Source organism: Undibacterium sp. Rencai35W, assembly GCF_049340185.1.
In the GTDB taxonomy this organism is placed as follows: Bacteria; Pseudomonadota; Gammaproteobacteria; order Burkholderiales; family Burkholderiaceae_D; genus Undibacterium.
In genome coordinates this window covers 26,404-51,371 of record NZ_JBMPPC010000011.1, presented here as the reverse complement: position 1 = coordinate 51,371, position 24,968 = coordinate 26,404, and the positions used below count along the sequence as shown (strand labels likewise).

At 49.2% G+C, this 24,968-nt stretch carries 21 protein-coding genes; 7 read left to right on the top strand and 14 right to left on the bottom strand.

The genetic code is table 11. From position 1 onward, the window contains the following. Positions 1-90 precede the first annotated feature (90 nt). The 4 genes from ACO0K3_RS18640 to ACO0K3_RS18625 all read right to left on the bottom strand — a co-directional run bounded on the left by ACO0K3_RS18640 (position 91) and on the right by ACO0K3_RS18625 (position 5,768). A complete protein-coding gene (locus ACO0K3_RS18640) occupies positions 91-471 on the bottom strand; it encodes a glutathione S-transferase N-terminal domain-containing protein (protein WP_422987212.1) in 381 nt (126 codons plus the stop codon). Between the two features lie 391 nt (positions 472-862). After that, complete coding sequence (locus tag ACO0K3_RS18635; RefSeq protein WP_422987210.1) at positions 863-2,944, bottom strand: M13 family metallopeptidase; 2,082 nt, start codon at positions 2,942-2,944, stop codon at positions 863-865. Positions 2,945-3,273: 329 nt separating this feature from the next. Next, positions 3,274-4,755 (bottom strand): aminoacyl-histidine dipeptidase, encoded by a 1,482-nt coding sequence (locus ACO0K3_RS18630; RefSeq protein WP_422987208.1) that lies wholly within the window; start codon positions 4,753-4,755, stop codon positions 3,274-3,276. Between the two features lie 116 nt (positions 4,756-4,871). Further along, a complete protein-coding gene (locus ACO0K3_RS18625; RefSeq protein ID WP_422987206.1) occupies positions 4,872-5,768 on the bottom strand; it encodes a LysR family transcriptional regulator ArgP in 897 nt (298 codons plus the stop codon). A 104-nt stretch (positions 5,769-5,872) separates the two neighbouring features. On the opposite strand from ACO0K3_RS18625, the gene ACO0K3_RS18620 reads away from it, so the two are divergent. Next, complete coding sequence (locus tag ACO0K3_RS18620; protein ID WP_422987204.1) at positions 5,873-6,475, top strand: LysE/ArgO family amino acid transporter; 603 nt, start codon at positions 5,873-5,875, stop codon at positions 6,473-6,475. A gap of 61 nt (positions 6,476-6,536) precedes the next feature. Here ACO0K3_RS18620 and ACO0K3_RS18615 read toward each other — a convergent pair whose 3' ends face one another. Beyond that, positions 6,537-7,397: an alpha/beta fold hydrolase gene (locus ACO0K3_RS18615; RefSeq protein ID WP_422987202.1), complete on the bottom strand. Its 861-nt coding sequence runs from the start codon at positions 7,395-7,397 to the stop codon at positions 6,537-6,539. A 242-nt stretch (positions 7,398-7,639) separates the two neighbouring features. Here ACO0K3_RS18615 and ACO0K3_RS18610 point away from each other — a divergent pair, with 242 nt between their 5' ends. Further along, the gene (locus tag ACO0K3_RS18610) at positions 7,640-8,422 is read left to right on the top strand and encodes a hypothetical protein (RefSeq protein ID WP_422987200.1); all 783 of its coding nucleotides are present in this window, start codon (positions 7,640-7,642) and stop codon (positions 8,420-8,422) included. Positions 8,423-8,513: 91 nt separating this feature from the next. After that, entirely contained in the window at positions 8,514-9,401 is an 888-nt protein-coding gene (locus ACO0K3_RS18605; RefSeq protein ID WP_422987198.1) for a DUF4349 domain-containing protein, read from the top strand. Between the two features lie 173 nt (positions 9,402-9,574). Here the strand turns inward: ACO0K3_RS18605 and ACO0K3_RS18600 are convergent, their stop codons facing one another. Then, complete coding sequence (locus ACO0K3_RS18600) at positions 9,575-9,886, bottom strand: hypothetical protein (protein ID WP_422987196.1); 312 nt, start codon at positions 9,884-9,886, stop codon at positions 9,575-9,577. Between the two features lie 288 nt (positions 9,887-10,174). Between ACO0K3_RS18600 and ACO0K3_RS18595 the strand changes: the two genes are divergently transcribed. Beyond that, a complete protein-coding gene (locus tag ACO0K3_RS18595; protein ID WP_422987194.1) occupies positions 10,175-12,373 on the top strand; it encodes an OsmC domain/YcaO domain-containing protein in 2,199 nt (732 codons plus the stop codon). A 174-nt stretch (positions 12,374-12,547) separates the two neighbouring features. On the opposite strand, the gene ACO0K3_RS18590 is transcribed toward ACO0K3_RS18595, so the two are convergent. The 5 genes from ACO0K3_RS18590 to vgrG all read right to left on the bottom strand — a co-directional run bounded on the left by ACO0K3_RS18590 (position 12,548) and on the right by vgrG (position 17,832). Continuing rightward, complete coding sequence (locus tag ACO0K3_RS18590; protein ID WP_422987192.1) at positions 12,548-13,684, bottom strand: serine hydrolase domain-containing protein; 1,137 nt, start codon at positions 13,682-13,684, stop codon at positions 12,548-12,550. Positions 13,685-13,734: 50 nt separating this feature from the next. Beyond that, positions 13,735-14,571, bottom strand: coding sequence for a helix-turn-helix domain-containing protein (locus ACO0K3_RS18585; protein ID WP_422987190.1), 837 nt, complete (start codon positions 14,569-14,571; stop codon positions 13,735-13,737). A gap of 611 nt (positions 14,572-15,182) precedes the next feature. Further along, positions 15,183-15,557 carry a hypothetical protein gene (locus ACO0K3_RS18580; RefSeq protein WP_422987188.1) on the bottom strand — a complete coding sequence of 125 codons (375 nt, stop codon included), beginning with the start codon at positions 15,555-15,557 and terminating at the stop codon, positions 15,183-15,185. 177 nt (positions 15,558-15,734) lie between these two features. Continuing rightward, positions 15,735-16,034 (bottom strand): PAAR domain-containing protein, encoded by a 300-nt coding sequence (locus ACO0K3_RS18575; RefSeq protein ID WP_422987186.1) that lies wholly within the window; start codon positions 16,032-16,034, stop codon positions 15,735-15,737. A gap of 13 nt (positions 16,035-16,047) precedes the next feature. Next, entirely contained in the window at positions 16,048-17,832 is a 1,785-nt protein-coding gene (vgrG, locus tag ACO0K3_RS18570; protein WP_422987184.1) for a type VI secretion system tip protein VgrG, read from the bottom strand. 686 nt (positions 17,833-18,518) lie between these two features. Between vgrG and ACO0K3_RS18565 the strand changes: the two genes are divergently transcribed. Further along, positions 18,519-19,550 (top strand): IS110 family transposase, encoded by a 1,032-nt coding sequence (locus ACO0K3_RS18565; RefSeq protein ID WP_422987182.1) that lies wholly within the window; start codon positions 18,519-18,521, stop codon positions 19,548-19,550. Next, the gene (locus ACO0K3_RS18560) at positions 19,547-19,741 is read left to right on the top strand and encodes a heme-binding protein (RefSeq protein WP_422987180.1); all 195 of its coding nucleotides are present in this window, start codon (positions 19,547-19,549) and stop codon (positions 19,739-19,741) included. The genes ACO0K3_RS18565 and ACO0K3_RS18560 overlap by 4 nt, the downstream gene beginning before the upstream one ends. 67 nt (positions 19,742-19,808) lie before the next feature. Here the strand turns inward: ACO0K3_RS18560 and ACO0K3_RS18555 are convergent, their stop codons facing one another. The 3 genes from ACO0K3_RS18555 to ACO0K3_RS18545 form a co-directional block, all read right to left on the bottom strand. Then, positions 19,809-20,735, bottom strand: coding sequence for a DNA-methyltransferase (locus ACO0K3_RS18555; RefSeq protein ID WP_422987178.1), 927 nt, complete (start codon positions 20,733-20,735; stop codon positions 19,809-19,811). Further along, positions 20,732-21,493, bottom strand: a complete 762-nt coding sequence (locus ACO0K3_RS18550) for a hypothetical protein (RefSeq protein WP_422987176.1) — start codon at positions 21,491-21,493, stop codon at positions 20,732-20,734. Before ACO0K3_RS18550 ends, ACO0K3_RS18555 begins: the two co-directional genes overlap by 4 nt. A 69-nt stretch (positions 21,494-21,562) precedes the next feature. Beyond that, complete coding sequence (locus ACO0K3_RS18545; RefSeq protein ID WP_422987174.1) at positions 21,563-23,350, bottom strand: glutamine--tRNA ligase/YqeY domain fusion protein; 1,788 nt, start codon at positions 23,348-23,350, stop codon at positions 21,563-21,565. A 415-nt stretch (positions 23,351-23,765) separates the two neighbouring features. Between ACO0K3_RS18545 and ACO0K3_RS18540 the strand changes: the two genes are divergently transcribed. Continuing rightward, positions 23,766-24,884 carry a DUF2157 domain-containing protein gene (locus tag ACO0K3_RS18540; protein ID WP_422987172.1) on the top strand — a complete coding sequence of 373 codons (1,119 nt, stop codon included), beginning with the start codon at positions 23,766-23,768 and terminating at the stop codon, positions 24,882-24,884. Positions 24,885-24,968 lie beyond the last annotated feature (84 nt).

The window sequence follows — 24,968 nt, the reverse complement described above, 5'->3', positions numbered from 1 at the left end:
ATTCCTGCCTGATGATCGTTATCTGTTTATTTGCTGTCGCTATCGCTCTAAAACACCGTCGACTGTACCCAGTTGCAATTAAGCAGACTTTCAGCTTCTTGCAAAACGTTGATCCAGATACGCCATGATGTCACGTGACTCATAGAGCCATTTCACGCTGCCGTCATCGCTAGTGATGCTCAGGCAAGGCACTTTCGGACTACCGCCTTGTGCCAGTAAGGTGTCGCGGTGTTGTTTTGATCCCTGGGTATCACGCAGTTCTATGCTTAAAGAGAGCCGGCGCATTTCCTGACGGACTTTGATGCAAAACGGGCAGGTGTTGAACTGATATAGCGCCAGTTTTTTACAAGCGGCATCGACATTTTTTTGCGCATCGGGTGTGCGCTCCAGGCCTTTTGGCCGCGCCAGATATTCGTTCAGCAACATGAAAGGACCAAGGATGGTACGGATGAATCTGAAAAAGTATTTCATGAATTCTTTCGGTAGAAACAGTGAGTAATGCCGGGAGCTGTGCAGGCAATCCCGGTCATTGAATGTAGTGTTGCCGTGATCAGCGTCGTGCCGGCATTGTAGCTGAGAACGTCGTCCATTTAGTGGCTTTAGCTCTGAAGCGATATGATCAGTAGGGCGTTTTTTTAAAATTCTAAAAAGCGAACCGCATACTTTAAGCGCCTCGTGGCGCATAAATGCTCTGGAAGCCGCATGGGTGTTGCGGATTCATTTTAAAAAATACGAAAATTACTCAGCAATGCCCAAATAAGTACCCAAATAAGTATCTAAATAAATACACAAGCAGATAAGCTCGGAACAAAAAAATGGTGGACAGTATTTGTCCGCCATCTGCGACTCACTTTTTATGTATTTACCAGATCGATACGCGCTGCTCCGGTGGCAGGTACATCTGGTCACCCGGCTTCACATCAAAGGAGGTATAAAAATCCGGATGATTCTTCAAGCTCCCATTAACGCGGAACTCGCCGGGAGAATGCGGATCGGTTTTGATCAGCGCCAGCGAACGTTGTTCACGCGATTTGTTGCGACGTGCTTGTGCCAGACCCATGAACAAGCGCTGTTCTGCCGTCCAGCCGTCAATCACCGGCGCGGGTTTGCCTTCCAGCGATAACTTGTAGGCGCGCAGTGCCATAACGATACCGGCGTTATCCGCGATGTTTTCGCCGAGTGTCAATTCACCATTTAGAAAATGGCCTGGCACCGGGCTATAGCCGTTGTACTGCTCAACCAATGCCTTGGTTTTGCGATTGAATTTTTCGCGGTCTTCTTTGGTCCACCAGTCGCGCAGATTGCCATCGCCGTCATATTGCGAACCCTGATCATCAAAGGCGTGACTAATCTCATGACCAATCGAGATGCCGAGCGCACCGTAGTTGACAGCGTCTTCTGCGTTCACATTAAATAGCGGTGATTGCAGGCGCGCTGCGGGAAAGACGATTTCATTCATTTCCGGGCTGTAATAGGCATTCACCGTTTGCGGTGTCATGTGCCATTCTTCACGATCGATAGGCTTACCGAGTTTGGCCATTTGTAAGACATGTTCTGCCATACGCAGTCGCATCAGATTGCCGAGCAAATCGTCTTTGCTGATCTGAATGGCAGAGTAGTCATGCCACTTGCTGGGGTAGCCGATCTTGACACTGATTTTGGCGAGTTTGGCTTGTGCTTGCTTTTTGGTTTCTGGACTCATCCAGTCGAGAGTATCGATACTTTCTTTAAATGCGGCGAGGAAATAGCGCACCATTTTTTCTGTGCGGGCTTTGACTTCAGGTGCAAAATATTTTTCGACATAGGCCTGACCGACGGCTTCGCCCATGACCTGATCAACCAATGCTACGCCGCGTTTATCACGTGAACGATTTTCTTTGATGCCAGCAAGGATCACACCTTTAAACGCAAAGTTTTCATCAACAAACGCAGTCGATAAATAAGGACTGGAATTACTGATCAGATGCCATGTGAAATAGGTCTTCCAAGTATCGAGTGAGGTATTTTGTATTATCTCGTTCAACCCTGTGAGGAAACTGGGTTGTTCCACCACGACGGCATTGACCTTGCCTGCAACGCCGGCGGCTTGCAAATAGGTGGACCAGTCATAGGCTGGTGTCAGCGCGTTGAGTTGCTGGATATCGAGTTTGTTATAAGTTTTGATCGGGTCGCGATTCTGTACCTGCGTCCATTGAACTTTGGCGAGCCCGGTCTCTAAGGCAACGATGTTTCTGGCATTAGCTGCGGCCTCTTTATCTCCCGCGAGACTCAGCATTTTTTCAATATGTGCCTGATACTTCGCGAGGATGTCTGCCATCTTGGCATCGTCCCGCTTCAGGTAATAATCACGGTTGGGCAAGCCTAGTCCCGATTGGGCGATACCGACAATGTACTGCGTCGAATTTTTATTATCTTGACCTACGTTCATCCGATATGGTGTGGTCACACCAATGGATTGCAGATGGGCGATCAGTGCGGTCAGTTGTTTTTTATCGCTCAGTGCCGCGATCGTTGCCAGCTCTGTGCTGAGTGACTGGATACCCAGCGCATCAAGCTTTTTCTGATCCAAGAAGCTGTTGTACAGATCACCGATTTTTTGCTGATTGCTTCCTACGATTTTGTTTGACTGATTGGCAGCGTCTTCAACGATGGTGCGCAATTGCTGCTGCACGTCTTCACGCGCTTTCATGAACGTACCCCAGTCGGATTTATCTGACGGGATCTCGGTTGCCTTCAGCCACGCACCTTGTGAATACCGGTAAAAATCATTTTGTGCCCGCACCGTTTTATCGATGCTGTCGGTTTGTATGCCCGAACTTAATGTGCCAACGGTGACTGCAGTATCTGCTGCATAGACTGGGTAGATAAGTGCACTCATAACAATGAATGCGCTGAGTGTGCCGAGAGTGCTGGCGGTGAGGGTATTGAGAAGGGGGCGTTTCATGACATCGTTACTTTCAGATAGGGATAAATTCTGGATGGTCGTTACCGTATGACGCAGGGTGAGAGTGACACGGTACTGTTACATAGTCTTTTGTATCACTAGATGGTAGACATCATGATGTTCGGCTAAGTTCCTCTCCGTCGTCAAGAGGCTGATGGGGATTACAATGAGATTCGACCCGCCGGTGTGATGTGCTAACCCGATGCATCCGGCGCTTAATAAGTTTGCTGAGACAGACGCATCACCCATCTATCACATGAGATAAATGGGTGACCTGAATGGGTGATGATAGTGGGCGACGATGATGAGCGTACGTTGCCGCAACTAGCCTAAGCCGCCTTCGCTGGAATCCGCTCCAATACCGCCAGCAATAGTGTCCAGAATTGTCCGACCGTCGTGATATTCACCATCTCATCCGGACCATGCGGAAAGCGGATTGTCGGGCCGATTGAGACCATGTCCAGATCGGGATAATGTTTTTTAAACAGACCGCATTCCAGTCCTGCATGGATCACCATGATCGTCGGTTCTTTTTGATAAATACTTTCGTAAGTATTCTTCACGATCGCCATTACAGGTGAGCTGGTGTCTGGCTTCCAGCCCGGGTAGCAGCCGGTGAATGCGATACTGGCGCCTGCCAGATCGCTCAATGATTGCAGGGTGCTTTCAATGTTTTCGCGACCACTGTCGATCAGCGAACGGATCATGCAGACGATGCTGACGCTGTCGTCGAGCGTACTGATGACGCCGACATTGAGTGAGCTCTCGGTTACGCCGATGATCTCGTCGCTCATACGGATCACGCCGTTCGGGCAGCTATTAATCAGGTTGACCAGCATCTTTTGCGTGTTTGCCTGCATGGTGCGCAGCGGCATTGTCTGAGTGGTCGATGGGGTGACACTAAGTTTCAGCGCGGGCTCTACTTTGGCGAGTTCCTTCTGCAAGATATCTTGGTATTGCATCACGCGCTGTTGCAGCAGATCTGCTTTGTCTGCAGGCATCGTAAAGCTGCATTGCGCCTCACGCGGGATTGCATTACGTAAGGAGCCGCCTTTGAGCTCACTCAGCGCCAGCCCCAACTCTGACGCATGACCTGCCAAAAAGCGTGCAAGTAATTTATTTGCATTGCCACGACCCAGATGAATGTTCACGCCAGAGTGACCGCCCTTGAGGCCAGAGATGCTCAGTGTGAAGGCGATGTGGCCTGCTTGAGCTGCCTGCCATTGCAGTGGCAAACTGATCTCGGCATCGACACCACCGGCGCAACCCATGTAGATTTCACCTTCTTGTTCGGAATCCGTATTGATCAGAATCTCAGCATCCAGCATGCCCGCTTGCAGGCCAAACGCACCTGTCATGCCAGCCTCTTCATCAACCGTCAACAAGACTTCCAGCGGGCCGTGCCGGATATCGTCAGAACCAAGAATCGCCAGCGCCGATGACATGCCGATGCCATTGTCCGAACCCAGTGTGGTGCCGTTCGCTTTGACCCAGTCACCATCGATCCAAGGCTGAATCGGATCGGTGACAAAGTCGTGCACCTTGTCAGCATTCTTCTGCGGCACCATATCCAGATGTGCCTGAATTACGACGGTCTTGCGATCTTCCATTCCTGCGGTCGCCGGTTTGCGTATGATCAGATTGCCGACATGATCGACTATCACAGACAGGCCGCGTTCTTTCGCCCAGGACTGGATGTGCGCGCTCAATGCCGCTTCATGTTTAGACGGATGCGGAATCGCACAAATTTGAGAAAACCATTGCCACAAAGGCTGAGGAAAAAGCTGATTGATGCTAGAAGTTGTCGTCACGATGCGTATCCTGTTGCGCCCATGCGGAGAGGGCAGAGGGCGGCAAGTTTAACATAGGGCCTTTCTCAAGCCTTTCTCAAGCCCTTCTTACCCGGTTGCCTCGCCTCATCCCGCCTTCATGTTCCAGATAGCAGCGCACGCCTGGCACTTTCCACTAACTTGGCCGACAGCCGCGCCAGACGTGGCGATTGTACTTTCCAGCGATGCCAGTACAGAGCGACATCCACGGGACTGTCTGGTGCCAGGCGGATGAGTTCGGGTTCTGGCTGCATTTCCTTCAGCATCAGCTCTGGAATCATTCCCCATCCCAGGCCAAGTGCGATGGCGCGGTTATACGGCGCAGTAGCGGGGATGTGATGACGCGGGCAGGCATTTTCGGGTAAGCCGAAATGCTCAAGCAAAAACTGGGATTGCAATTTATCTTTGCGATTGAAGGTGAGTACCGGCGCCAGCCGCGCGCTTTCGCGTTGCATTCCCTGCGGGAACCAGCGTGCGCAAAAGGCTTTGCTCGCAACCGCCTGATAACGCATGTTGCCCAGCGCTTCGGCCTCACAGCCACGCATTGCCTGCGGCTCTGCCGAAATACAGCCAAGCACCATGCCGTTTTCCAGCAAGGCATGTGTGTGCTCCTGATCATCGATGCACAGATCCAGCAGAATATTTTCTTTGATCAGAAAGTCGGCCAGCGCAGGCAAGACCCAGCTATCAAGGCTATCCGCATTGACGGCAAGTGCAATGCTGACCGGTGTCTGTGGCTGATCGGCAAACATACCAGATAAGTCCTGCTCCATTTCAGCGACGCGTCGCAAGTGCTGCAATAGGCGCTGTCCTGCGGGTGTGGCGCGACAGGGACGACTACGAATAACCAAGGTGGTGCCAAGCTGGATTTCCAGCGCTCTGATTCTTTGCGAGAGGGCAGACGGGGTCAGACTCAGTTGCTGAGCTGCTGCCTCGAAGCTGCCGCTATCAATCACACTCATCAAGGCTGCGCACTGGCGTGTATCGAATTTCATGATTAAGAAATTTTAATGGAGTCGTAAATAAATTAAATTTACTTCAGCTTAGTCGTAAAGAGCTGCACTATGCAAGCTTATTCAAAGAGGCAGGAGCGGCGCAGATGTTGACGTTTTTCTTAAAAGGCATGGGGCTGAGTGCCAGCCTGATCATGGCAATCGGCTCACAAAATGCACATGTGCTGCGCATGGGGCTGCGGCGTGATCATGTCGCGATCACCGTACTGGTGTGTGTCGCCTGCGAAGCTGTACTAATCGCGATGGGCATTATGGGAATGGGGAGTTTGCTGAGCCACAATCCGGCATGGATGCGTGTTGCCAGCTGGGGTGGTGCCGCCTTCCTGTTCTGGTATGGTGCGCGTGCCTTGCGCTCGGCTTTACAAACCCAAACCCTGCAAGTCGCTGGCGGCGATACCAAAATTAGCCGGGTGCAGGCTCTGGCCGCAGCGCTTGCAGTTACGCTGCTGAATCCACACGTGTATCTGGATTTGCTGGTCTTGCTGGGTGTGGTCGGCGCGCAGCAAGAGGGACAGGGCAAGCTCTGGTTCGGACTAGGTGCGCTGTGTAATGCTGCAATATGGTACATGGCGCTCGGTTACGGTGCCAGGTTGTTGACGCCATTATTTGCCAGACCAGTTGCATGGCGTATTCTTGACGGTGGTATCGCAATCATGATGTGGGCGCTCGCCCTGAATCTGTTGCTATGAATTGGCAGAGGTTGCTGCCAAATCCAATGATCGAGTGAGCGCACTGTAAGCAAGTCAACACTCAGAATTGACCGTTCAAAAACTCGCGATAAGCTTTGAGCGTTTCCGGCTTGCTCATCGCGTTCATGTGACCCGCTCCTGCGACTTCTTCATAGCGCTTGTTAGTTCGCGGAATGCTGGTAAACAAGTCGCGTGCCGTTGGTGCTGGCGTCTGTGCATCATTGACGCCGTTGATGATCAGCACGGGGCCTGCATAACTGCGCAATGCAGCGCGGTTGTCGATAGACATCAGTTCCTGGTCCAAGTTGATCTTGACGAAAGGTTTAGCGAACCATGGCACCATATTTTCTGAGTAGGCGAGTGCGGTGGTTCCGGTACCTTCTAACACTATTGCATCAACCGTGCGCTGGCTGGCTAGTCTGGCAGCCACAAAACTGCCGAAAGAATGGCCGTGCACTACCAGCTTACCAGGCACCATCTTGCGTACATAGTCGTATAAGGCCAGCGTATCACTCTCCAGCTCGATCAGGCTATGCGGTTTGCCGTTAGAATCGCTGCGGCCAAAACCGCGATAATCGAAGCTGATCACATTCGCGTTCAAGTCCGTAAACGCCTTCGCAAAATAAGCACCGTTCGCATCGATCCGTACACCGCTCCCCATAAAGTACAGTACCGTGAAGTCCGCACCGGGCTTGCGTATATACACGCCGCGACTGACTGCGCCATCAACCTGTGTGTATTCCAGATTCTCAATCTGATACGCCGGTGCAGTCGTTTTCAATAAGCTAATTTTGCCCGGATCTTTGGGAATGAATTGCTGCGCGGTGTAATTCACGGTAGTGCAGCCGCCCGCACATAAGGTGACGGCAATCAACAGACCTGGCAATAAAGCAGACAACAAACCGGAGAGGCGAATTTTCATGGGTTTCCTTAGGTTTCTCTTAGTTTTCTCAATGATGAGTCGAGTGTTGATGATCACAAGATCACATCTCTGACGGGGATTGGTGACAATAGTTCAATGACTTTACATATAAAAAACATAATAAAAAATAGGTTAATTTTATTAATTTTGTTATAATTTTTTTCGGAAATTACTTGTCATTATTGAAAATACAGTAGTTTCTTTGCTGACATTCCAGTCCCACTTCAACGGAGTTTTTAAATATGCAAAAAACGTATGTTTTGGCAAGCAAGTTCGCTCTTGCTGCCTTAGTTTTGGCGGCGCACGGCGTCTCTCACAGTGCGACCTACGAAGAAGCCGATATCAGCGGCTTCAAAATTGGCGGGCAAATGGCATCCGCCAAACCGGCACTGCAAAAAATCAATTCAGCCTATACGTTTGACGATATCAAGCTCAGTGACGGGCGCGTGGTTGGCCTGAGTGCCGTGGCCAAAATTGTCAAACCTAATACATCGCCTTTTTATACAGATCAATTTATTCTGTTGCAAAACGAAGCGGGTGTCGTCTGGTTTGCCGGAAGAACTCAACAAATCCCCGACAGAGACAAATATATCAACAGAAAGACCTTGCGCGAATCTCTCGAAGAAAAGTATGGCAAATCGAGTCATGCGGAATTTAATGAGATGTCGTGGGAATACGATGCCAGCGGCAAACAATATTTTTCAGTCAAAATCGGCGATTATTACGGCATCGCTCCTTGCTATACCGATGGCAATGATATGGATAACCTGGGGCAAATCACAGGTACGCAGTTGTCTATGTGGTTGCCACGAAAATTCAGTGAAAAATGTGGATTCACCGTTATCTCTAGGTTAAGTGGCGCTGCTGGAGATTCGACTGGGGCTCTCCTCAGTCAATACACAGTTAGCTTGATTAATCCTAAGCTGAGACACGATATAGCCTCCATCAAAGCCGCGAAAGAGGCTTTGGAAAAGAAAAAACTGATCGATCAGGAATCACAGCGCAGCAATAAGCCTAAGCTCTGATCGCTGCCTCCAGTAGGGTAGGTGTAAACCGCGTATCTATTTGAAACGAATACAACGCGGGTTGCACCCGGCCTACATACTTATTTATCCCATGATGAAAAAAATTCTCTGCACCTTGATTGTGTTGCCGATAGCGATCCTCAGCGCTTGTTCTAAAAAATCAGAACTGTCATTTGATCGAGGGCAAACGCCAGCGGCAGCAATGATCGTTCAGGAAGTAGCTCCAGCCCCAATGCAGGATATGAGGCGGTCTAAGGGTAATGAGGCGGACTCAGAAGTGAGCGCATCATCAAAAGATAAGAAAGCCTCTCGTCGCTATCTCGCCTACGAACATTCTATCGGCATCAATCTGACTGAAGCTAAAATAACGACTCTGGTTGAGAGCCTGAAACATGCCTGCGACGTCGCCGAGAATTGCGATGTACTAGACAGTGACGTCAACGGTGGTGATTTCACCAATGCACATATAAAGCTACGTGCAATGCCAGGGGATATCCCTAAGCTCATTGCGATCGTGAGCCACGAAGGTAAGCTGTCGAGTCAGCGCACCAATGCCGAAGATTTAAGTGGCCGCATTGAAGACACCGCAAAACAAATCGCGCTCAAAGAAGATTTTCGTAGTCGGCTGGAAGCCCTGCGCATCAAGGCGGGCAACGATATTGATGCACTGATTAAAGTGAACGAGCAGCTGGTGCAAGTCCAGTCCGATCTCGAATCCTTGAGCGGACAACGCGTCATCCTGATGAAACGTGTCGATACCGAAATTCTCAATATCAGTATCGCATCCGCAAGCAATGCCTCTGTCTTTGCGCCATTGAGCCAGGCCGCTTCTGGTTTTGTACGCAATATCTTCGATGCACTGGCGACGGTCGTCACCTTCATCGCGCTGGCATTGCCTTGGCTGTTGTTTTTGATATTCGGTGTCTGGGTATTTAAAAAAATCAGGCAATACAGGAAGCGGAAGCTAGAAAAAATTTGATGTGTACATAAGTACTTAGATGATGAGATCCATCAAGGACCTCATCGTTTGAGGCGGTGCGCATAGCACACATGACTCGGGATTGCGCTTTACGTTTTGTAGCGATAAACGGCAAGGCCTTAGCCAGCAAACGCAAAATCTACCGTAGCTATCAGATGCAACAAACTACAGCATCAGCCGCGCTGAAACACCTTCATCAAGCTCACGCCGTCAGCACCTGCTACGCAATCGGTTACCCCAGCCTCCAGATGGATCAGTTGTGCAGCAGCCACTGCGACTGGTGCGCCAGCGATTGTCAGTGTGCATTCACCTTGCAAGACATACAGCACAAAAGCATGACCTGCCTTGATGCTGACTGTTTCAGCCGCCGGGTAGGTATTCAGATACAGCTTATGGGATTCTGCCGGATGCAATTCACGCACCGCGTCTTCAGAAATAGCGAGCGGTGACAATTCAGACCAGGATTGTGGATGGGCGTGCGTCATGTGGATTCCTTTAAATATGTCAGACAAAGAGCCAGCAAGCGCTACAGCCTATTTGCCAAAAGGCGCGAGTATAAGAGAAAACGCGGTGAGAAGACAGCGAGCCAGCAGAAATAAATGTGAGCAAGCGCCGTGGGGGACGCGCGGTCTGTCGGTCGCAAGCCGATACCATCACACTGGCTGAAATGCTTCTGAGTAGCAAGGCTATTTGTGCGAATACATCTAAAAGAACGGATAATGGCGCCTAATTCACTTTTAATGCGCTTTTGGTCGCCTTTTTGGAACACTCTCATGGAAATTAAAGTCAACTTTCTCGATAAGCTTCGCCTCGAAGCCAAGTTCGATGATTTCACGGTGATCGCTGATCAGCCTATCCGCTATAAGGGTGACGGCTCAGCTCCCGGGCCTTTCGATTACTTCTTGGCTTCATCGGCGTTGTGCGCGGCGTACTTTGTGAAGTTGTACTGCAATACACGCAATATCCCCACCGAGAACATCCGCCTCTCGCAAAACAATATCGTTGACCCGGAAAACCGTTACGCACAAATCTTCAAGATTCAAGTTGAATTGCCCGCCGATATTTCTGATAAAGATCGCCAAGGAATTTTACGTTCGATTGAACGCTGCACGGTGAAGAAAGTCGTGCAGGAAGGCCCTGAGTTTGTGATCGAAGAAGTCGAGAGTCTCGATGCCGATGCGCAAGCCTTGCTGACCTTAAATCCAGATGCGGATGCTGCCACCTACATCCTCGGAAAAGACTTACCGTTGGAAAAAACCATCGCGAATATGTCCAGCTTGCTGTCGAGTCTCGGCATCAAAATTGAAATCGCCTCATGGCGCAATATCATCCCGAATGTATGGTCACTACATATCCGCGATGCACATTCACCGATGTGTTTCACCAATGGCAAAGGCGCAACCAAAGAGAGCGCTTTGGCATCAGCTTTGGGTGAGTATATTGAGCGCCTAAGTAATAATCATTTTTACGCAGGTTCGTTTTGGGGCGAAGACATCGCCAATGCCGAGTTCGTCCATTACCCGAACGAGCGCTGGTTTAAACCCGGCAAAAAAGATGCGTTGCCTAAAGATATTTTGGATGAATACAGCCTTGAGATTTACAACCCAGATGGTGAGTTACGCAGTTCGCATCTGATTGACACCAACTCAGGTAATGCAGAGCGCGGTATTTGCTCGCTGCCCTACGTGCGCCAATCCGATGGTGAGACCGTCTATTTCCCATCGAACCTGATCGAAAATCTGTTTGCCAGCAATGGCATGAGCGCCGGTAACACGCTGGTCGAAGCGCAAGTGCAATGTCTGTCCGAGATTTTTGAACGCGCGGTTAAACGCGAAATTCTCGAAGGCGAAATCGCCTTGCCCGATGTGCCGCAAGAAGTGCTGGCGAAATATCCTGGCATCTTGGCAGGCATTCAGGGCCTGGAAGAGCAAGGCTTTCCGGTGCTGGTCAAAGACGCCTCGCTTGGCGGAAAATACCCAGTCATGTGCGTGACCTTGATGAACCCGCGTACTGGTGGTGTGTTCGCCTCCTTCGGCGCGCACCCAAGCTTAGAAGTTGCGCTGGAGCGCAGCTTGACGGAGCTACTGCAAGGTCGCAGTTTTGAAGGCCTTAACGATTTGCCGCAACCCACCTTCGTCAGCCAGGCTGTCACTGAGCCGAATAACTTTGTCGAACATTTCATCGATTCCAGTGGCGTTGTGTCATGGCGCTTTTTTAGTTCCAAAACCGACTACGAATTTGTGGAATGGGATTTTTCAGGTCAGGGTGAAAACTCCAATGCGGACGAAGCTGCGACTTTATTCGGCATACTCGCCGAGATGGGCAAGGAGGTCTATATGGCGGTCTACGACCAGCTAGGCGCGACTGCTTGCCGTATCTTGGTGCCAGGTTATTCTGAGGTATATCCCGTTGAAGACCTGATCTGGGATAACACAAATAAATCGCTGCTATTTCGCGAAGATATTTTGAACTTGCATCAGCTCGACGACGATGCGCTGGAAGCGTTGCTCGATCGTTTAGACAACAACGAGCTAGATGATTACAGCGACATCGCCACCTTGATCGGCATCGAATTTGACGAGAACACCGTCTGGGGCCAACTCACCGTGCTGGAATTAAAACTGCTGATCCATCTCGCCTTAGAGCAATTTGAGGATGCGCAAGAGCTGGCGCAAACCTTCTTGCAATACAACGACAACACGGTCGAGCGCGGATTGTTTTATCAAGCCTTAAACGTAGTGCTGGAGGTCATGCTGGATGACGATTTAGAGCTAACCGATTACGAAGTCAATTTCCGCCGGATGTTTGGTCACGAGCGTATGGATGCAGTAATGGGATCAGTCGATGGCAGCGTGCGCTTCTACGGCTTGACACCTACGAGTATGAAGCTGGAAGGTTTGGATAGACATCAACGTTTGATTGATAGCTACAAGAAGTTGCATGTTGCAAGGGCGAAGAGTCAAGTCCAATAAATTAAGAAATAAGCAGAGAGGGTGCAACCCGTATCAACCCGTATCGCCAGCATGCATTAGTATGTCCGGCGCGGGTTGCACCCGTCCTAGACGGCTACACGGCTACTTCCAACCATGATTTGTGGGCCAATAAACGGGAAGGTCAAATAGGCGTTTTTTTTAAACGATAGCGCCTTAATGATTTGCATCCAACTCAACTGCCGTAACAATAAAATCAGCGATTAACTTATCGGTGACTTGATGTGGGTTACGTACACCATAGTTGGTCGTTGTCACCAGTGCCACCAACTCCAAGCCAGGAAAAACCACGACCTTGTTTCCACCTGATCCGGCCATTTGATATGCCTGATGTGTCACACCTTTGGCGCTATACGGGTACAACCAAAGCAGATAGCCATAATGACGTTGCTCATCCACCTCAGCATGCGGTGTGACGGACGCCTTTACCCATGCTGCCGGTAATATTTGCTGGCCATGCCATGATCCGCCATTCGCCAGCAGTTGACCGAGTTTAAGCAGATCGCGACTACGCAGACCTAAACCACCACCACCTTGTGCCAGACCTAGCGGTGAATATTGCCACTCTGTCTTAGTAATACCCAGGGGTGTAAATAAGGTTTTTTGCGCAAAGTCGGCCAAAGGCATTTTGGTCGCGCTTTGAACGACTGCACCTAGTGTTGTCGAGCCAGCGGTGCAATAACTAAATGCGCGACCATAAGGCGACGCGGAAGGTTTGGTGATCCATGCAGCAAAACCTTTGATCGGTAGGTCAAGGTAAAACTTCACCCAATCCTCGATCAGATACATGCGCTCTTCATTACCACGAGAAAACTGATTTTGATCGTCGCATTCCATCATCGAGCTCATGGTCAACAAATCTTCGACCGTGATCTTGGTTTTGCGTGGATCAGGATTTTCAAGAGGTTCCTTGCGTTTCAGAAGGGGAAATATGGGAGTGGAAACCGACGCGATATGACCACGATCAATCGCCGCTCCCGCCAGCATGCCGGTAATCGTCTTTGTCGCGGATCGGGTATTGCGCAAAGCGTCAACGCCGTCGGCATCATAATAAGACTCATAGACGAGCTGACCACGTCTGGCAATCAGAACACTAGTGATCTGCTGAAATGTGCCCTTTTTGATCGCCTCATCCATCGCTACCAGTTTTGTAGTGTCCAGTCCTTGCGACGCCGGTGCTTTGATCACCCAATCATTCAGCGTAGTCAGGGTATCTGCTATTGCCTCGCTTTCAAGTAGTAAGGCACTGAGAGAAACCATGATGGCGACACCAAGACCATTTTTAACATTCATATCGAAACTCCGCATATTAAGTGAATAAGCCTAAATCTTAACTACGCCGCTTAAACTGATCTTGGACATTTGAAACCATGATTGGCCGAGCTGAGTTTCGCGAAATGCGTTGGCGTCAGACCCCACTGATGTCGGAACGCCCGGTTCAGATGGCTTTGGTCACAGAAGCCAGAGGCGAGGGCGATATCACACAATGCCTGATCGGTCGTCATCATCAATTGCGTGGCACGTTCCACCCGGCGTCGGCGCAGATCAACACCGGGCGTACACCCAAGATGTCGAAGATATTGTCGTGCCAGATACACCCTGTGCACACCGATAGCGTCCGCGATGTCGGCGATACCTAAATCCTCAGCCGACATATCCGCGATCATCTCTTGCGCCCGGCGTAGCCACGGTGGTGGATTCGGTGATAAAGAGTTTTGTTTGTAAAAACTCGCTAACAGATTGAATGTAATCGTCTCTAAATCCAGTCGCGATGCGTCACTGGAAGCGGCCGCCTGTAGTAAGCCAAAAGCTTGTTTGATAGCCGAGGGATCATCGCTACGCATCGCAAAATCGGGTAACTTGATGTGTTCAAGCAGCTCGCGAGAATCCTCGGGATTGAAGCTGATCGCAAAGAACCAGCCGCCGTCGCCAGCAAAGCGATCTCGGTGAACGACATCCGGCGGGTTGTAGACAAGCACAGGGCCTTCGCGCTGCGCACCCGATGCGGACGTCACATAGCGGCCGCGGGTCGCCAACACAATATGTGCCCCAGCATGGCTATGTTCTTTCACGTCATGCTCAGGTACGGTAGCACGCAAATGACTCAGTCCCAAACTCATCAAACGCCGGTCAAATGCATTGCAACCGTAATACTGACCTGAAGCAAATTGATTGATCATCCCAGATTCCTTATTTGTGTCGGTTTGAGTGGATGTATTGACGCGACTTGGACGAGGAAAAAATAGACACAAGTCTTGACGTGACCTAAGCCCATGATTCGCAACGATGTTGGAAAAACGTATTTATTCAAGATTCGACACCATGGTTTCGGCTAAACGAAATGACCGAGTGTAGAAGCAAGAGAAACCGCATTCAATCAAGATCAGATCAAACGACAGTTTTGAGGGATAAGCAGTGTCAATTCGGCTTTAAGCAGAATTTGCATTGAAAGAGGAAGAACGAATTAGGGCAGGTTCAGTTCATTATTTCAAATGCGCGCGATTACCTTGCCCGGCAAGGAGGTAGGTAGCAAAAGGATTGCCCCAATCAACATGCGCCTCGCAGCACAAAAACACGCCATAAGCCGCATGGCTATTACGTAAGGTGTGCTGTGCGCACCAATGATGGAGGAACGAATAGCTAAAAAAATGAGGAGATCCGGTGAAACGTTGCACCATGCGCACCCTATGGAGTTACGCACGTTACTCACACTACGCCTGCCTTTTACAGCGCATCGATGAAGATAATGTTGCAGATCACGACTCAACCTCATTCTTTCCTTCGAAGTTGATCACTCTGGTTGAAGCGCAGCCCGTATCAAAGACTGCGCTTTTTCAGCATAATTGACAGCCGAATTGAGGATCGCGATCAAGGTGTCAGGAATTAATGGATTCATCGATTTATGTTTGATTGCTTCCGCATTTAGATGAAAAATTGCTTCGGAAATTTTGATCGTTCGTTCCAAATCCAATTTTCCATGTTCAGCATCGTTGGCAATCGCGACCATTTGATCGTTGATCACCGATGTCTGACGATACATTGGTGTATTTAGCAGACTAGCTGTTGCGACATTGACTGCAGCGCCCATGGAAGACGCTAGCAGTTTAAGTGCCGCTTCTGCTTCGCTGAGGGCGGTTGATTTTTGTAGGTTAGTGGATACGGTCACGATAAAAATTCCTTCGGTATCGCAAATAGCTTGATGGGAATTAAATGAGATGCAGGGATCGACGCAATGAACTAATGAACTAAAAGTCTCCGCATCGATTTAAAAAAGAAGCTGACGCAATTGTCTAGGCGACGCTAGTTCAAAAAAGCCTTAAGTCAAGACTCGTCCCCATCCTTACTACCCTCCTATCATGACGGTGAAATCACCAAGCGCAATCGTGCCGCCATGCGCCGTACTATCGCCCAAGCGCGCTGCGGGCCTGCCGCCTATCATCACGCTGCTGGAGCCTTTAACGATGGTATCTGGCGGGCCAACACACACCGCCATATCGCCGACACAAGCGGCTGGTATTTTGCCGATCAGTACCGTGGGCACACCGGGGCCTGCAATAGGGCCACCCACGTGCGGTATCGGTGGCAGCCCCGGTGTCACCATGGGGCAGGTATGGAGATCTGTCAGTCGTGCAGCAGGTGGCATGGTCTTGTTCCTCTTAGTTAATCATCACCATCGCGGCTTTGAGCGTTAGTATGCCGCCGCCCTCTACAGATACTTCCGCATTGCCTTTGGCCGTGTACTGTATATCCGCAGTGTTTTTGATATTGAGTCCCTTGGTGCTCACATCGCCACCCGAACTCTCGATCGTAATGCCGGTGTCTCCCTTAATCCTTACGCCTTGTGCCGCTTCGAGGCTAATGGATTGATCACTCTTGATAGCGATACCTGTCGATGACATCACGATAGAATTGCCGTTCTCATCTTTGATTGAAATTTGCTTGTCTTTGTCGCTCAACTCAAGCGTATTGTTGTCGGCTGTGATCAGCGTGAGAATTTTGTTGTCATCATCAAACATGATGCGCAAGCCGCTCTTCGTGACGATCCCCTTCATGTTATTGGTTGCATTCGGTGTGAACGCCGCATCGGGTTTGTTTTTCTGGCTATACAGACTGCCCAAGATTACCGGATAACGTGGATCTTGATTTAAAAAGCCTAAAATAACTTCGTCACCAACCTCAGGCAAGAAGAAAGCACCTCGCCCATTTGTTGAATAAAAATTCGACATCCGTGCCCACAATCCCGTCCCCTTGTCGTTGAACAGGGCAACGTCCACCAGAATGCGATATTCATTATCCGGATCGCTGTCAATCTTCTTCACCGTCGCGTTGAACAAGCCACCCACACCCGGCAACAGACCCGCTGCTGGCGGCGCTTCAATTTGATGTGCCTGGTTAAACCAGGTCGGCGACAAGCCAATATCGGCCTCTGTCATCCAATTGCCATTGGCAATCTCGTGTCTGACTGCCGAGACAAAATGGTCACCATTAAATCGCGCCCCTAAGCCCGCCAAAGTTAAATACTTCCCGGGAACCAAGATTGGATCGCCTTGAAACCTGGCGTTACCAATAATTTTAGATAAAGCACTTTTCAGTATCTGCGATTTCGCCCACGCCGTCAGTGCATCTTTGCTCTCTGCGGCACTGGTCTGTAATTCAAAATTACTGAGATGAGCCACGCCCGACAATTGCGCACTACTCAGATTGCCCGGTCCAGGCAACTCATTGCTAGCCTCTGCGCTGATCAATTGCTGGTTCTGCACATCCCAGGACGATGCCGTGACCTTGGATAACTGCGTGAGGGCATTGATTTCCGCATGAAAGTCAATCAGATCCATGCCATAGGTCAGCGTCAAGGCCGGACTCGTATCGCTAGTCGGATTAAACACGCTGACCTTATTATTGATCGTGCTGACCACCATACTATTGACCTCTGCGCGACTCAGCATAAAATCCCAATCCGTCGCATCGTATTGCACCAGCGAGGGAATCGTTACCGCCGTTGCTGCTACCGAGGACGACAAGCCAGCATTAGCAATCAAGGTCGCGATCGCGTCGCTATCTGCGCTATTCTGCCAGGTGCAATTCTTACGCCCGACCGTCATTTGTACTGCTTTGTCTTTGCATTCCACTTCTAATGTCGGACCACTCGCGTTATTAATACGTATCGCTTGTTTTGTCACGACGCCCTGAAATAACACCGTGTTATTGGCGTCATATCCAAGCTCGATCGTCACTTCATTACCCGGCACAAAAGTCGCCGACTCACTAATTGCGAATGTCTCTGAGGCTGGATCACCATCGAGCAAAACAATCGTCGCTGTAGCAATGCGATTGACGGCTTGCTCAACGCGAATCGAGTGAACCTCATAGGTATCGGGTATAGCGCTGCCGTTGATGCTGATGTTGTAAGTAACGACACTACCTGGATTCGGACTTGCCATCTTATTGATGCTCCAAAAAATGTAAAACAAACGATTCACTGAAAAGGATTCAGGGAGAAGGTAATGGTGTCTTCGGCGACGCAAATTTATTTACAGGCTCAAGACAGTGCTTTCAAACTTGAACCAGAAGATAGCTGACGAAATGTATTTAATCAGATGAATAAAAAAGAGCGGCATGGTATGTAAAGCGATGCCGTCCCTTTTCTTCGATTACATTTTTTAAATGTGTCACGCAGACCTGACCTCAGACTTGATCTTATTCATTTCGTTAATGATTGCCGGTGATTCTAACTTTTCTTCAAAAAATGGAGGCGATTATTCTTGTATATCCTGGGATGACTACAATAAAAAAATCCACCAATCAAAATGCGCCTCGTGGCACAAAAACACGCCACAAGCCGCATAAACATTTGGTAAGGTGCGCCATGCGCACCAATGATGGAAAAACGAACGGCGTAAAAAATGAGGTATCCGGTGAAACGGTGCGCATGGCGCACCCTTGTATCATAAGGATTCATTCAATAGATGAAATTGAATGCTTACAAAAGCAAATATTCGCTGAGTAAAAGTTATTTGGAATAGATACGGGATGCCGTGCGCACCCTGGGGCTTTTAGCCCGGAACGTAGATATGCACCCGTATCTCATTTCCTGTTAAATCTGAACAGTATCCTAGGCCAGTGCCACTTGTTGGCACCTGAGCCTGCATCCACAAGGTTAGACCATACAGGTTTCCAAATCGTCTTTATTTTCCTCACTTTGATCTTTATGATGAATATCGGTATTGACATCGCCAAACTAAAATTTGATATAGCTGTGCTTGATAGCAATAATAAATATAAGCACAAGACATTTAAGAATTCACACTCCGGCTTCGACGATATGCTGATCTGGTGTGAGTCCTTGTCTGTGCAAGATGCTCATTTCTGCATGGAGGCGACGGGCGTATATTACGAAGCACTAGCGAATTATTTGTTTGACGCAAAATACAAAGTTTCCGTCGTTAATCCAGCACAAATTGCCGCATTTGCACAGAGCACATTAAGCCGTGTTAAGACCGATAAAGCCGACGCCAAGTTAATCGCACGGTTTTGCCAGGTGATGAATCCTTCTTTATTTACGCCGCTTCCAGCCAATATCCGCCAGCTACAAGCGCTTGTTCGTCGCTTGGAGTCACTCAAGGATTTACAGCAACAAGAACGTAACCGCCTGGAGGTTTCTTTACCAGTTGTTGCCCCTTCCATCAATACTGTCTTACTCACGTTGGCAGAAGAGATTAGGGCGATTGAGCAAACCATTAAAGCGCATATCGATGACGATCCCGATCTGCGCACGCAAAGCGACTTACTCAAGTCTATTCCAGGGTTGGGGAAAGTTTCTAGTGCCTTATTGCTTGCTGAACTACCGTTCTCCCGCCATGCATGTGCCAAGTCCGTCGTCTCATTTGCTGGCTTGAATCCACGACCGTACGAGTCAGGTTCATCTGTCAGGGGGAAGGGCAGAATCTCAAAAACAGGTTCCGCTCGCTTACGTGCTGGCTTGTATATGCCTGCTATTGTCGCTATGCGCTTCAACCCTGTCATTCGCCATTTTTATCAACGACTACTACAAGCAGGAAAACCTAAGATGCTCGCTATCGTTGCTTGTATGCGAAAATTACTTTCTTTGGCTTTTACGATCCTTAAGTCTAAAACCCCTTTTAATCCAGAATTCGCTTGATCTGCAAGACAGTATCTACGGAGGTACGCACGCTACGCTTGCTGTATGAAGAAAAACTCAGCCTGCTCAAAAAGCTGGCAAGTGAAGTCGGTTTGAGATTGGAAGGCGAACCTGTTCTTTCACGCTACAACTCGCCGTTTTCATTACCGTTTTTCCGTCGAAATGAGATTTGGATACGTGTGCTGATGTAGCGGAAGCAAGGCGTGCTTTTTCAGGCTGATAAGCAGAGGAGGGTGCACGCATGCTACGCTTGCTTGATTAGAATAGCTTTTCTTGTGGGGAGATTTTTTTATTTATATCAAGAATTTCGCCGTACTTTTCTCTTACAAGTTTTTCAAACTCTGCGATCTTTCTAGGATGGTGTTTAAGAAACCAGTCAATATGATTATTTAAATACTCTTTTCTAATGGTCGCGTCACGTAAGTCATTCGGTATGCGTTCCATTCTGGGATCAATACTGTCGAATCCTTGGAATGGTTCATTTAAGCGTTGCTTCACTAGACTGACGTAGTCTGGGTTTAACTCAAAGCCTAGTGCTTTCCGATTCAGTTGTTGACATACACGCAATGTTGTCCCACTTCCAACAAAGGGATCAAGTACTAAATCGTTTACGTTACTTGAAGCGAGAACCATCCTAGCAATCAATCCCTCTGGTTTTTGAGTAGGGTGATTTTGCCGATTTGGGTTGGAGTAATGGACATGAGAAAATTCCCATACGTCACCCGGGTTTGCACCGCGCATGTTGTTGCGTTCCCGATAGAATTTTTGAGGGATTCTAATGTCATCCAAATTGAATAGAAAATCTTTTCCTTTACTAAATACGAGAATATCGTCGTGCCTAGGAGAAAAACCCCTAGTTTTGCCTAAGCCTTGTGTGTAGTGCCAGACAATCCAACTATTAAAAAACAACCCTAACTCTCTATCCATAATGTCATAGATATAGGAAATAAAGCGAACGCCCATGAATACATAGATTGTTCCATTTGGCTTCAAAACTCTTTTTGCTTCTCGGAGCCAATCCTGTGTGAATTTCATGTACTCATCAAAACCTTTTAGGTCATGATTGTTTCCATAATCTTTTCCTAAGTTGTATGGAGGGTCAGTTACGATTAAATCTATTGAGTCACTTTTCAAGGCTTTTAGCAAATGTAAGGCATCTCCACACCTTAAATCGATTTCTTTCATTCGTTTGTCCAGTTGTTTTGTAATGCGTATTCATACCACTGATCAAATCCTTTTTTAGAAGAAAGAAATTTGCGGTCGAGGATTTGACAAAACTCCCAAGTTGTACGGAATTTATGATTTACGTGATGAATATCTTTTATCTGTAATTGACCTGTTCCGAGTGCAGGGTTATAGCTTATATCGTTTTCTGCGATAAATTTGAGATCATAGGCTTTGAACTCCATCACCTCCATAATTCCCATCATCATGTTTGTTAAAGGGTCTTTTTTACTATAGACACGATGCTTTATTGATAAAATAATGAAATTGAAATTCGGATTTTGAACGTAGGCACTTCTTATTCTTGCATACGATGTGATGTTTGGAGATTTTCCACTACCTTCTATATCTTTAGAGGTCGCTTTTACATCAACGTAACCAAAAATGGATTTCCCGGTTTCAAGATTAAATTCAAGTATTACATCAGCCATGTTGAGACGCTCGCCTGGGGTAACGTTTTTTAAACTTGGAGAGACTTTATTCGCGAGATAGTTTGTAAATATTTCCACTGCCCAGGCCTCGACAAATGGTCCGGCGATTTTGTTGACATTTTCCATAGGTATGCCAAGCGCTAGATTTGTATTAATGACGATTTTATTATTTCCCGTCATCATTGCTTCATTCATAATTTGATTTATTTGGTCAATTATAAAATTAGAATTTTGCGCGTAATCGATTGATTCTTGAGGTTGCTTCAGCGACACTTGGTCATAGGTCATAACTAGTCCTAAAATAAAATTGTGTATCTTGTTTTTGGATGTGTGGCGTATTTTTACTAAAATTTTAGGTTACTTCCCCCACGAATCCTTCAAAGTAGTCACCCGATTAAACACCGGTTTCCCCACCACAGAATCCACACGATCCGCCACAAAATACCCATGACGTTCAAACTGCAAACGCGTATCTGGTGTCACGTCTTTCATACCCGGTTCTACATAAGCTTTGACGACTTCTAATGCGCTTGGATTGAGCAAGGTCATGAAGTCTTTGCCGCCAGCATCTGGGTTTGCATCGGTGAATAAGCGGTCGTATAAACGGACTTCGACTTCTAATGCATCGGCGGCGCTGACCCAGTGGATGTTGCCCTTGACTTTGTAATTGGCGCTGCCTTCGGTGCCGGATTTGCTGTCGGGGAAGTAGTTGCAGTGGACGGCGATGATGTTGCCGTCGGCGTCTTTGTCTGCGCCTGTGCATTCAACGACGTAGCCATAACGCAGACGTACCTTGTTGCCTGGGAAGAGGCGGAAGTAGCCTTTGCTTGGGACTTCCATAAAGTCTTCTTGCTCGATCCAGAGTTCTTTGCTGATGGTGAATTCGCGGTTGCCGCGCTCTGGGTGGTGCGGGTGGACTGGGGCGTTGCAGGCGACGTTTTCACTCATTTCTCCCACCATAGGGAAATTGTCGATGATGAGTTTCAGCGGGCGCAGTACGGCGGTGGCGCGTGGTGCTTTGGGGTCGAGGTCTTCACGCAGGCAGCCTTCTAGCGTGCTGTAGTCGATCCAGCCGTCGGAGCGGGTGACGCCGATGCGTTCGCAAAACAGTTGCAGTGCTTCTGGTGTGTAGCCGCGACGACGGATGCCGACGATGGTGGGCATGCGTGGGTCGTCCCAGCCGCTGACGATGTTTTGTTCTACCAGTTGGCGCAGTTTGCGTTTGCTGGTGACGACGTAGGTCAGATTGAGTCGGGCGAATTCGTATTGGCGTGGCACCGGTTGTTTGAAGAAACCGCCTTCGGCTGCGCGTTCGATAATCCAGTCGTAGAACGGACGGTGATCCTGGAACTCTAAGGTGCAGATCGAGTGGGTGATGTTTTCAATCGCGTCTTCCAGCGGATGGGCGTAGTCGTACATCGGGTAGATGCACCATTTGTCGCCGGTACGGTGATGATGGGCGTGACGGATGCGGTAGATCGCCGGATCGCGCATATTCATATTGGGCGACGCCATGTCGATCTTGGCGCGCAGAATGTGTTCGCCACCTTGGAATTCGCCAGCCTTCATACGGCGGAATAAATCCAGAGATTCTGCTGCCGTGCGGTTGCGGAAAGGTGAGTTGACGCCGGGCTTAGAGAAATCACCACGATTGGCGGCCATGTCGTCAGCAGATTGACTGTCGACATAGGCATGTCCGGCATTGATCAGGTATTCGGCAATGGCATATAAGGTGTCGAAATAATCGCTGGCGTAATACAGATGGCTGCTGCCGCCTTGTTCAGGGCTATCGTTCCAGTCGAAGCCCAACCATTTGACGCTGTCGATGATGGTGTCGACATATTCCTGATCTTCTTTTTCTGGATTGGTATCGTCAAAGCGCAGATGGCAACGACCAGCGTAATCGCGTGCCAAGCCAAAGTTGAGGCAGATCGATTTGGCATGGCCGATGTGCAGGTAGCCGTTGGGTTCTGGCGGGAAGCGGGTGATGACGTTGGGCAAACCGTCGCGGGTATAAGTACCGGCGGCGAGGTCGTGATCGATGATGCCACGCAGGAAATTCGACGTAATTTTTGCTTCTACGGAATCAGATTTTTCTATAGTTGATGAATTTACATTTACAGTTGGTTTAATGTCGTTGCTCATGGTGCCAGTCATTCCAATAAATAATGTGATGACAAGCATTTTACCGCAGGGCACTACGATCCCGTAGTGCTGAGCTGCATAAATCTGGGATTGTGGTTGTTGGGGTGTGCGGCTGAGCGGCTTAGCTGCTGTGCTGGCAGTGAATGGTGGGACTGAGACGACCTTGGCGTTAGTTTGCTGTTGCTTGGTCTTAGTTGTGGCGGGAAGCATCTGGTGGGGTGGCAAACATCGGGGCAAAAGTCACGACAAAACGTGATGTGTAGAAACAGATGCACAGATTTTTCTTATTTTAAGGTCAATATTCTCGACCTGAAGTATCGGCTTGCGATACTTCCTGAGTACTTTCCATCTCGTGGGCAAAAAGGATTTTAATAAGCTCTGCAGTAAAAAAATGATGAGGTCGGAGGGACACAGAATGAGCAAATTATGTAAGCGAGACGCTTTGATGGAGGCGGCAGATTTGGGCTTGTTGCACTACGGACAGGTAGATCCGTTGTTGCAGTTTTTGGAAGCGCGGGCGCGCAAAGCCGGGTACAAAGGCCATAGCGGCATGATCGGTCGCCAGGCGCCGACACGATTTAGTGGCACGACGGTGCTGTATTACCTGGGCGGGATGCTGGCGATTGCGGCGTGCTCGTTATTCAGTACGCTGGCAGTGGAGCGCTGGGGCATGCCTGTGCTGCTTGACATGAGTCTGGTGTATCTGTTGTTTGCGGTGGCGTTGGCGACCTGGCTGGATAAGCGTGGTCTGGGCGTACCGGCGGGGATATTTGCGACGTTGGCGGTTGCGCTTGTGCCGCTGGCGATATTCGCGCTGCAGCATGTACTGGGCTGGTGGGCTGATGGCGTTGATAGGGTGACGACAGAGCATTATCGGGATTTTCATCGCTGGATAGACTGGCACTGGCTGACGATGGAGCTGGCGACCTTGCTGGCGGGCGCGCTGATGCTGTGGCGCTTTCAATATAGTTTTTTGGTGATGCCCGTGTCAGTGACCTTGTTTTATATGGGCATGGATGTGGTGCCTGCGATCCTGATGCAGGATGACGCGGGCATGTTGAGCGGTAACTGGCATGTGCGTCAGCAGATTTCGCTGGTATTTGGCCTGGGGATGCTGGTGTTGGCGCTGATTGTGGATGTGCGCTCGCGTCGCGGGATTGATTATGCGTTCTGGCTGTATCTGTTTGGCTTGCTGACGTTCTGGGGCGCGTTGTCGTCGATGGGAAATGGCACGCTGTCGGGTAAGCTGATTTATCTGGCGATTAATACGGGTCTGATCTTTATCGGGGCGATTCTGGCACGCCGGGTATTTGCGGTGTTTGGCGGGATCGGTTTGGCGATGGTGCTGGGGGATTTGTCTTGGTATTTGTTCAAAGACAGTTTTGTGTTTGTGGCTTTGTTGACTCTGCTGGGCTTCGCGCTGATTGCGGCGGGTGTGTGGTGGAGCAAGCATGAGGCGCGTATCACGGCGACTTTGTCGGCGATGTTGCCGGAGTCTTTGCAGTCGCGACTGATCTTGCGAGGTATCGCCTGACAATGTTGTAAGGAAACCGGTCTCTTCTGCGACTATGATGAACTGGATGCGGTTCGTACTGCGTCGCCATCGCCAATGTCGCAG

Excerpts from the sequence above, each read along its gene's own strand:
- ACO0K3_RS18555 (WP_422987178.1), bottom strand. The coding sequence starts at position 20,735 with ATGAAAGAAATCGATTTAAGGTGTGGAGATGCCTTACATTTGCTAAAA.
- ACO0K3_RS18550 (WP_422987176.1), bottom strand. The coding sequence starts at position 21,493 with ATGACCTATGACCAAGTGTCGCTGAAGCAACCTCAAGAATCAATCGAT.
- ACO0K3_RS18540 (WP_422987172.1), top strand. The coding sequence starts at position 23,766 with ATGAGCAAATTATGTAAGCGAGACGCTTTGATGGAGGCGGCAGATTTG.
- ACO0K3_RS18590 (WP_422987192.1), bottom strand. The coding sequence starts at position 13,684 with ATGAATGTTAAAAATGGTCTTGGTGTCGCCATCATGGTTTCTCTCAGT.
- ACO0K3_RS18640 (WP_422987212.1), bottom strand. The coding sequence starts at position 471 with ATGAAATACTTTTTCAGATTCATCCGTACCATCCTTGGTCCTTTCATG.
- ACO0K3_RS18615 (WP_422987202.1), bottom strand. The coding sequence starts at position 7,397 with ATGAAAATTCGCCTCTCCGGTTTGTTGTCTGCTTTATTGCCAGGTCTG.
- ACO0K3_RS18635 (WP_422987210.1), bottom strand. The coding sequence starts at position 2,944 with ATGAAACGCCCCCTTCTCAATACCCTCACCGCCAGCACTCTCGGCACA.
- ACO0K3_RS18620 (WP_422987204.1), top strand. The coding sequence starts at position 5,873 with ATGTTGACGTTTTTCTTAAAAGGCATGGGGCTGAGTGCCAGCCTGATC.
- ACO0K3_RS18585 (WP_422987190.1), bottom strand. The coding sequence starts at position 14,571 with ATGATCAATCAATTTGCTTCAGGTCAGTATTACGGTTGCAATGCATTT.
- ACO0K3_RS18625 (WP_422987206.1), bottom strand. The coding sequence starts at position 5,768 with ATGAAATTCGATACACGCCAGTGCGCAGCCTTGATGAGTGTGATTGAT.
- vgrG (WP_422987184.1), bottom strand. The coding sequence starts at position 17,832 with ATGGCAAGTCCGAATCCAGGTAGTGTCGTTACTTACAACATCAGCATC.
- ACO0K3_RS18545 (WP_422987174.1), bottom strand. The coding sequence starts at position 23,350 with ATGAGCAACGACATTAAACCAACTGTAAATGTAAATTCATCAACTATA.
- ACO0K3_RS18610 (WP_422987200.1), top strand. The coding sequence starts at position 7,640 with ATGCAAAAAACGTATGTTTTGGCAAGCAAGTTCGCTCTTGCTGCCTTA.
- ACO0K3_RS18595 (WP_422987194.1), top strand. The coding sequence starts at position 10,175 with ATGGAAATTAAAGTCAACTTTCTCGATAAGCTTCGCCTCGAAGCCAAG.
- ACO0K3_RS18605 (WP_422987198.1), top strand. The coding sequence starts at position 8,514 with ATGATGAAAAAAATTCTCTGCACCTTGATTGTGTTGCCGATAGCGATC.
- ACO0K3_RS18600 (WP_422987196.1), bottom strand. The coding sequence starts at position 9,886 with ATGACGCACGCCCATCCACAATCCTGGTCTGAATTGTCACCGCTCGCT.
- ACO0K3_RS18575 (WP_422987186.1), bottom strand. The coding sequence starts at position 16,034 with ATGCCACCTGCTGCACGACTGACAGATCTCCATACCTGCCCCATGGTG.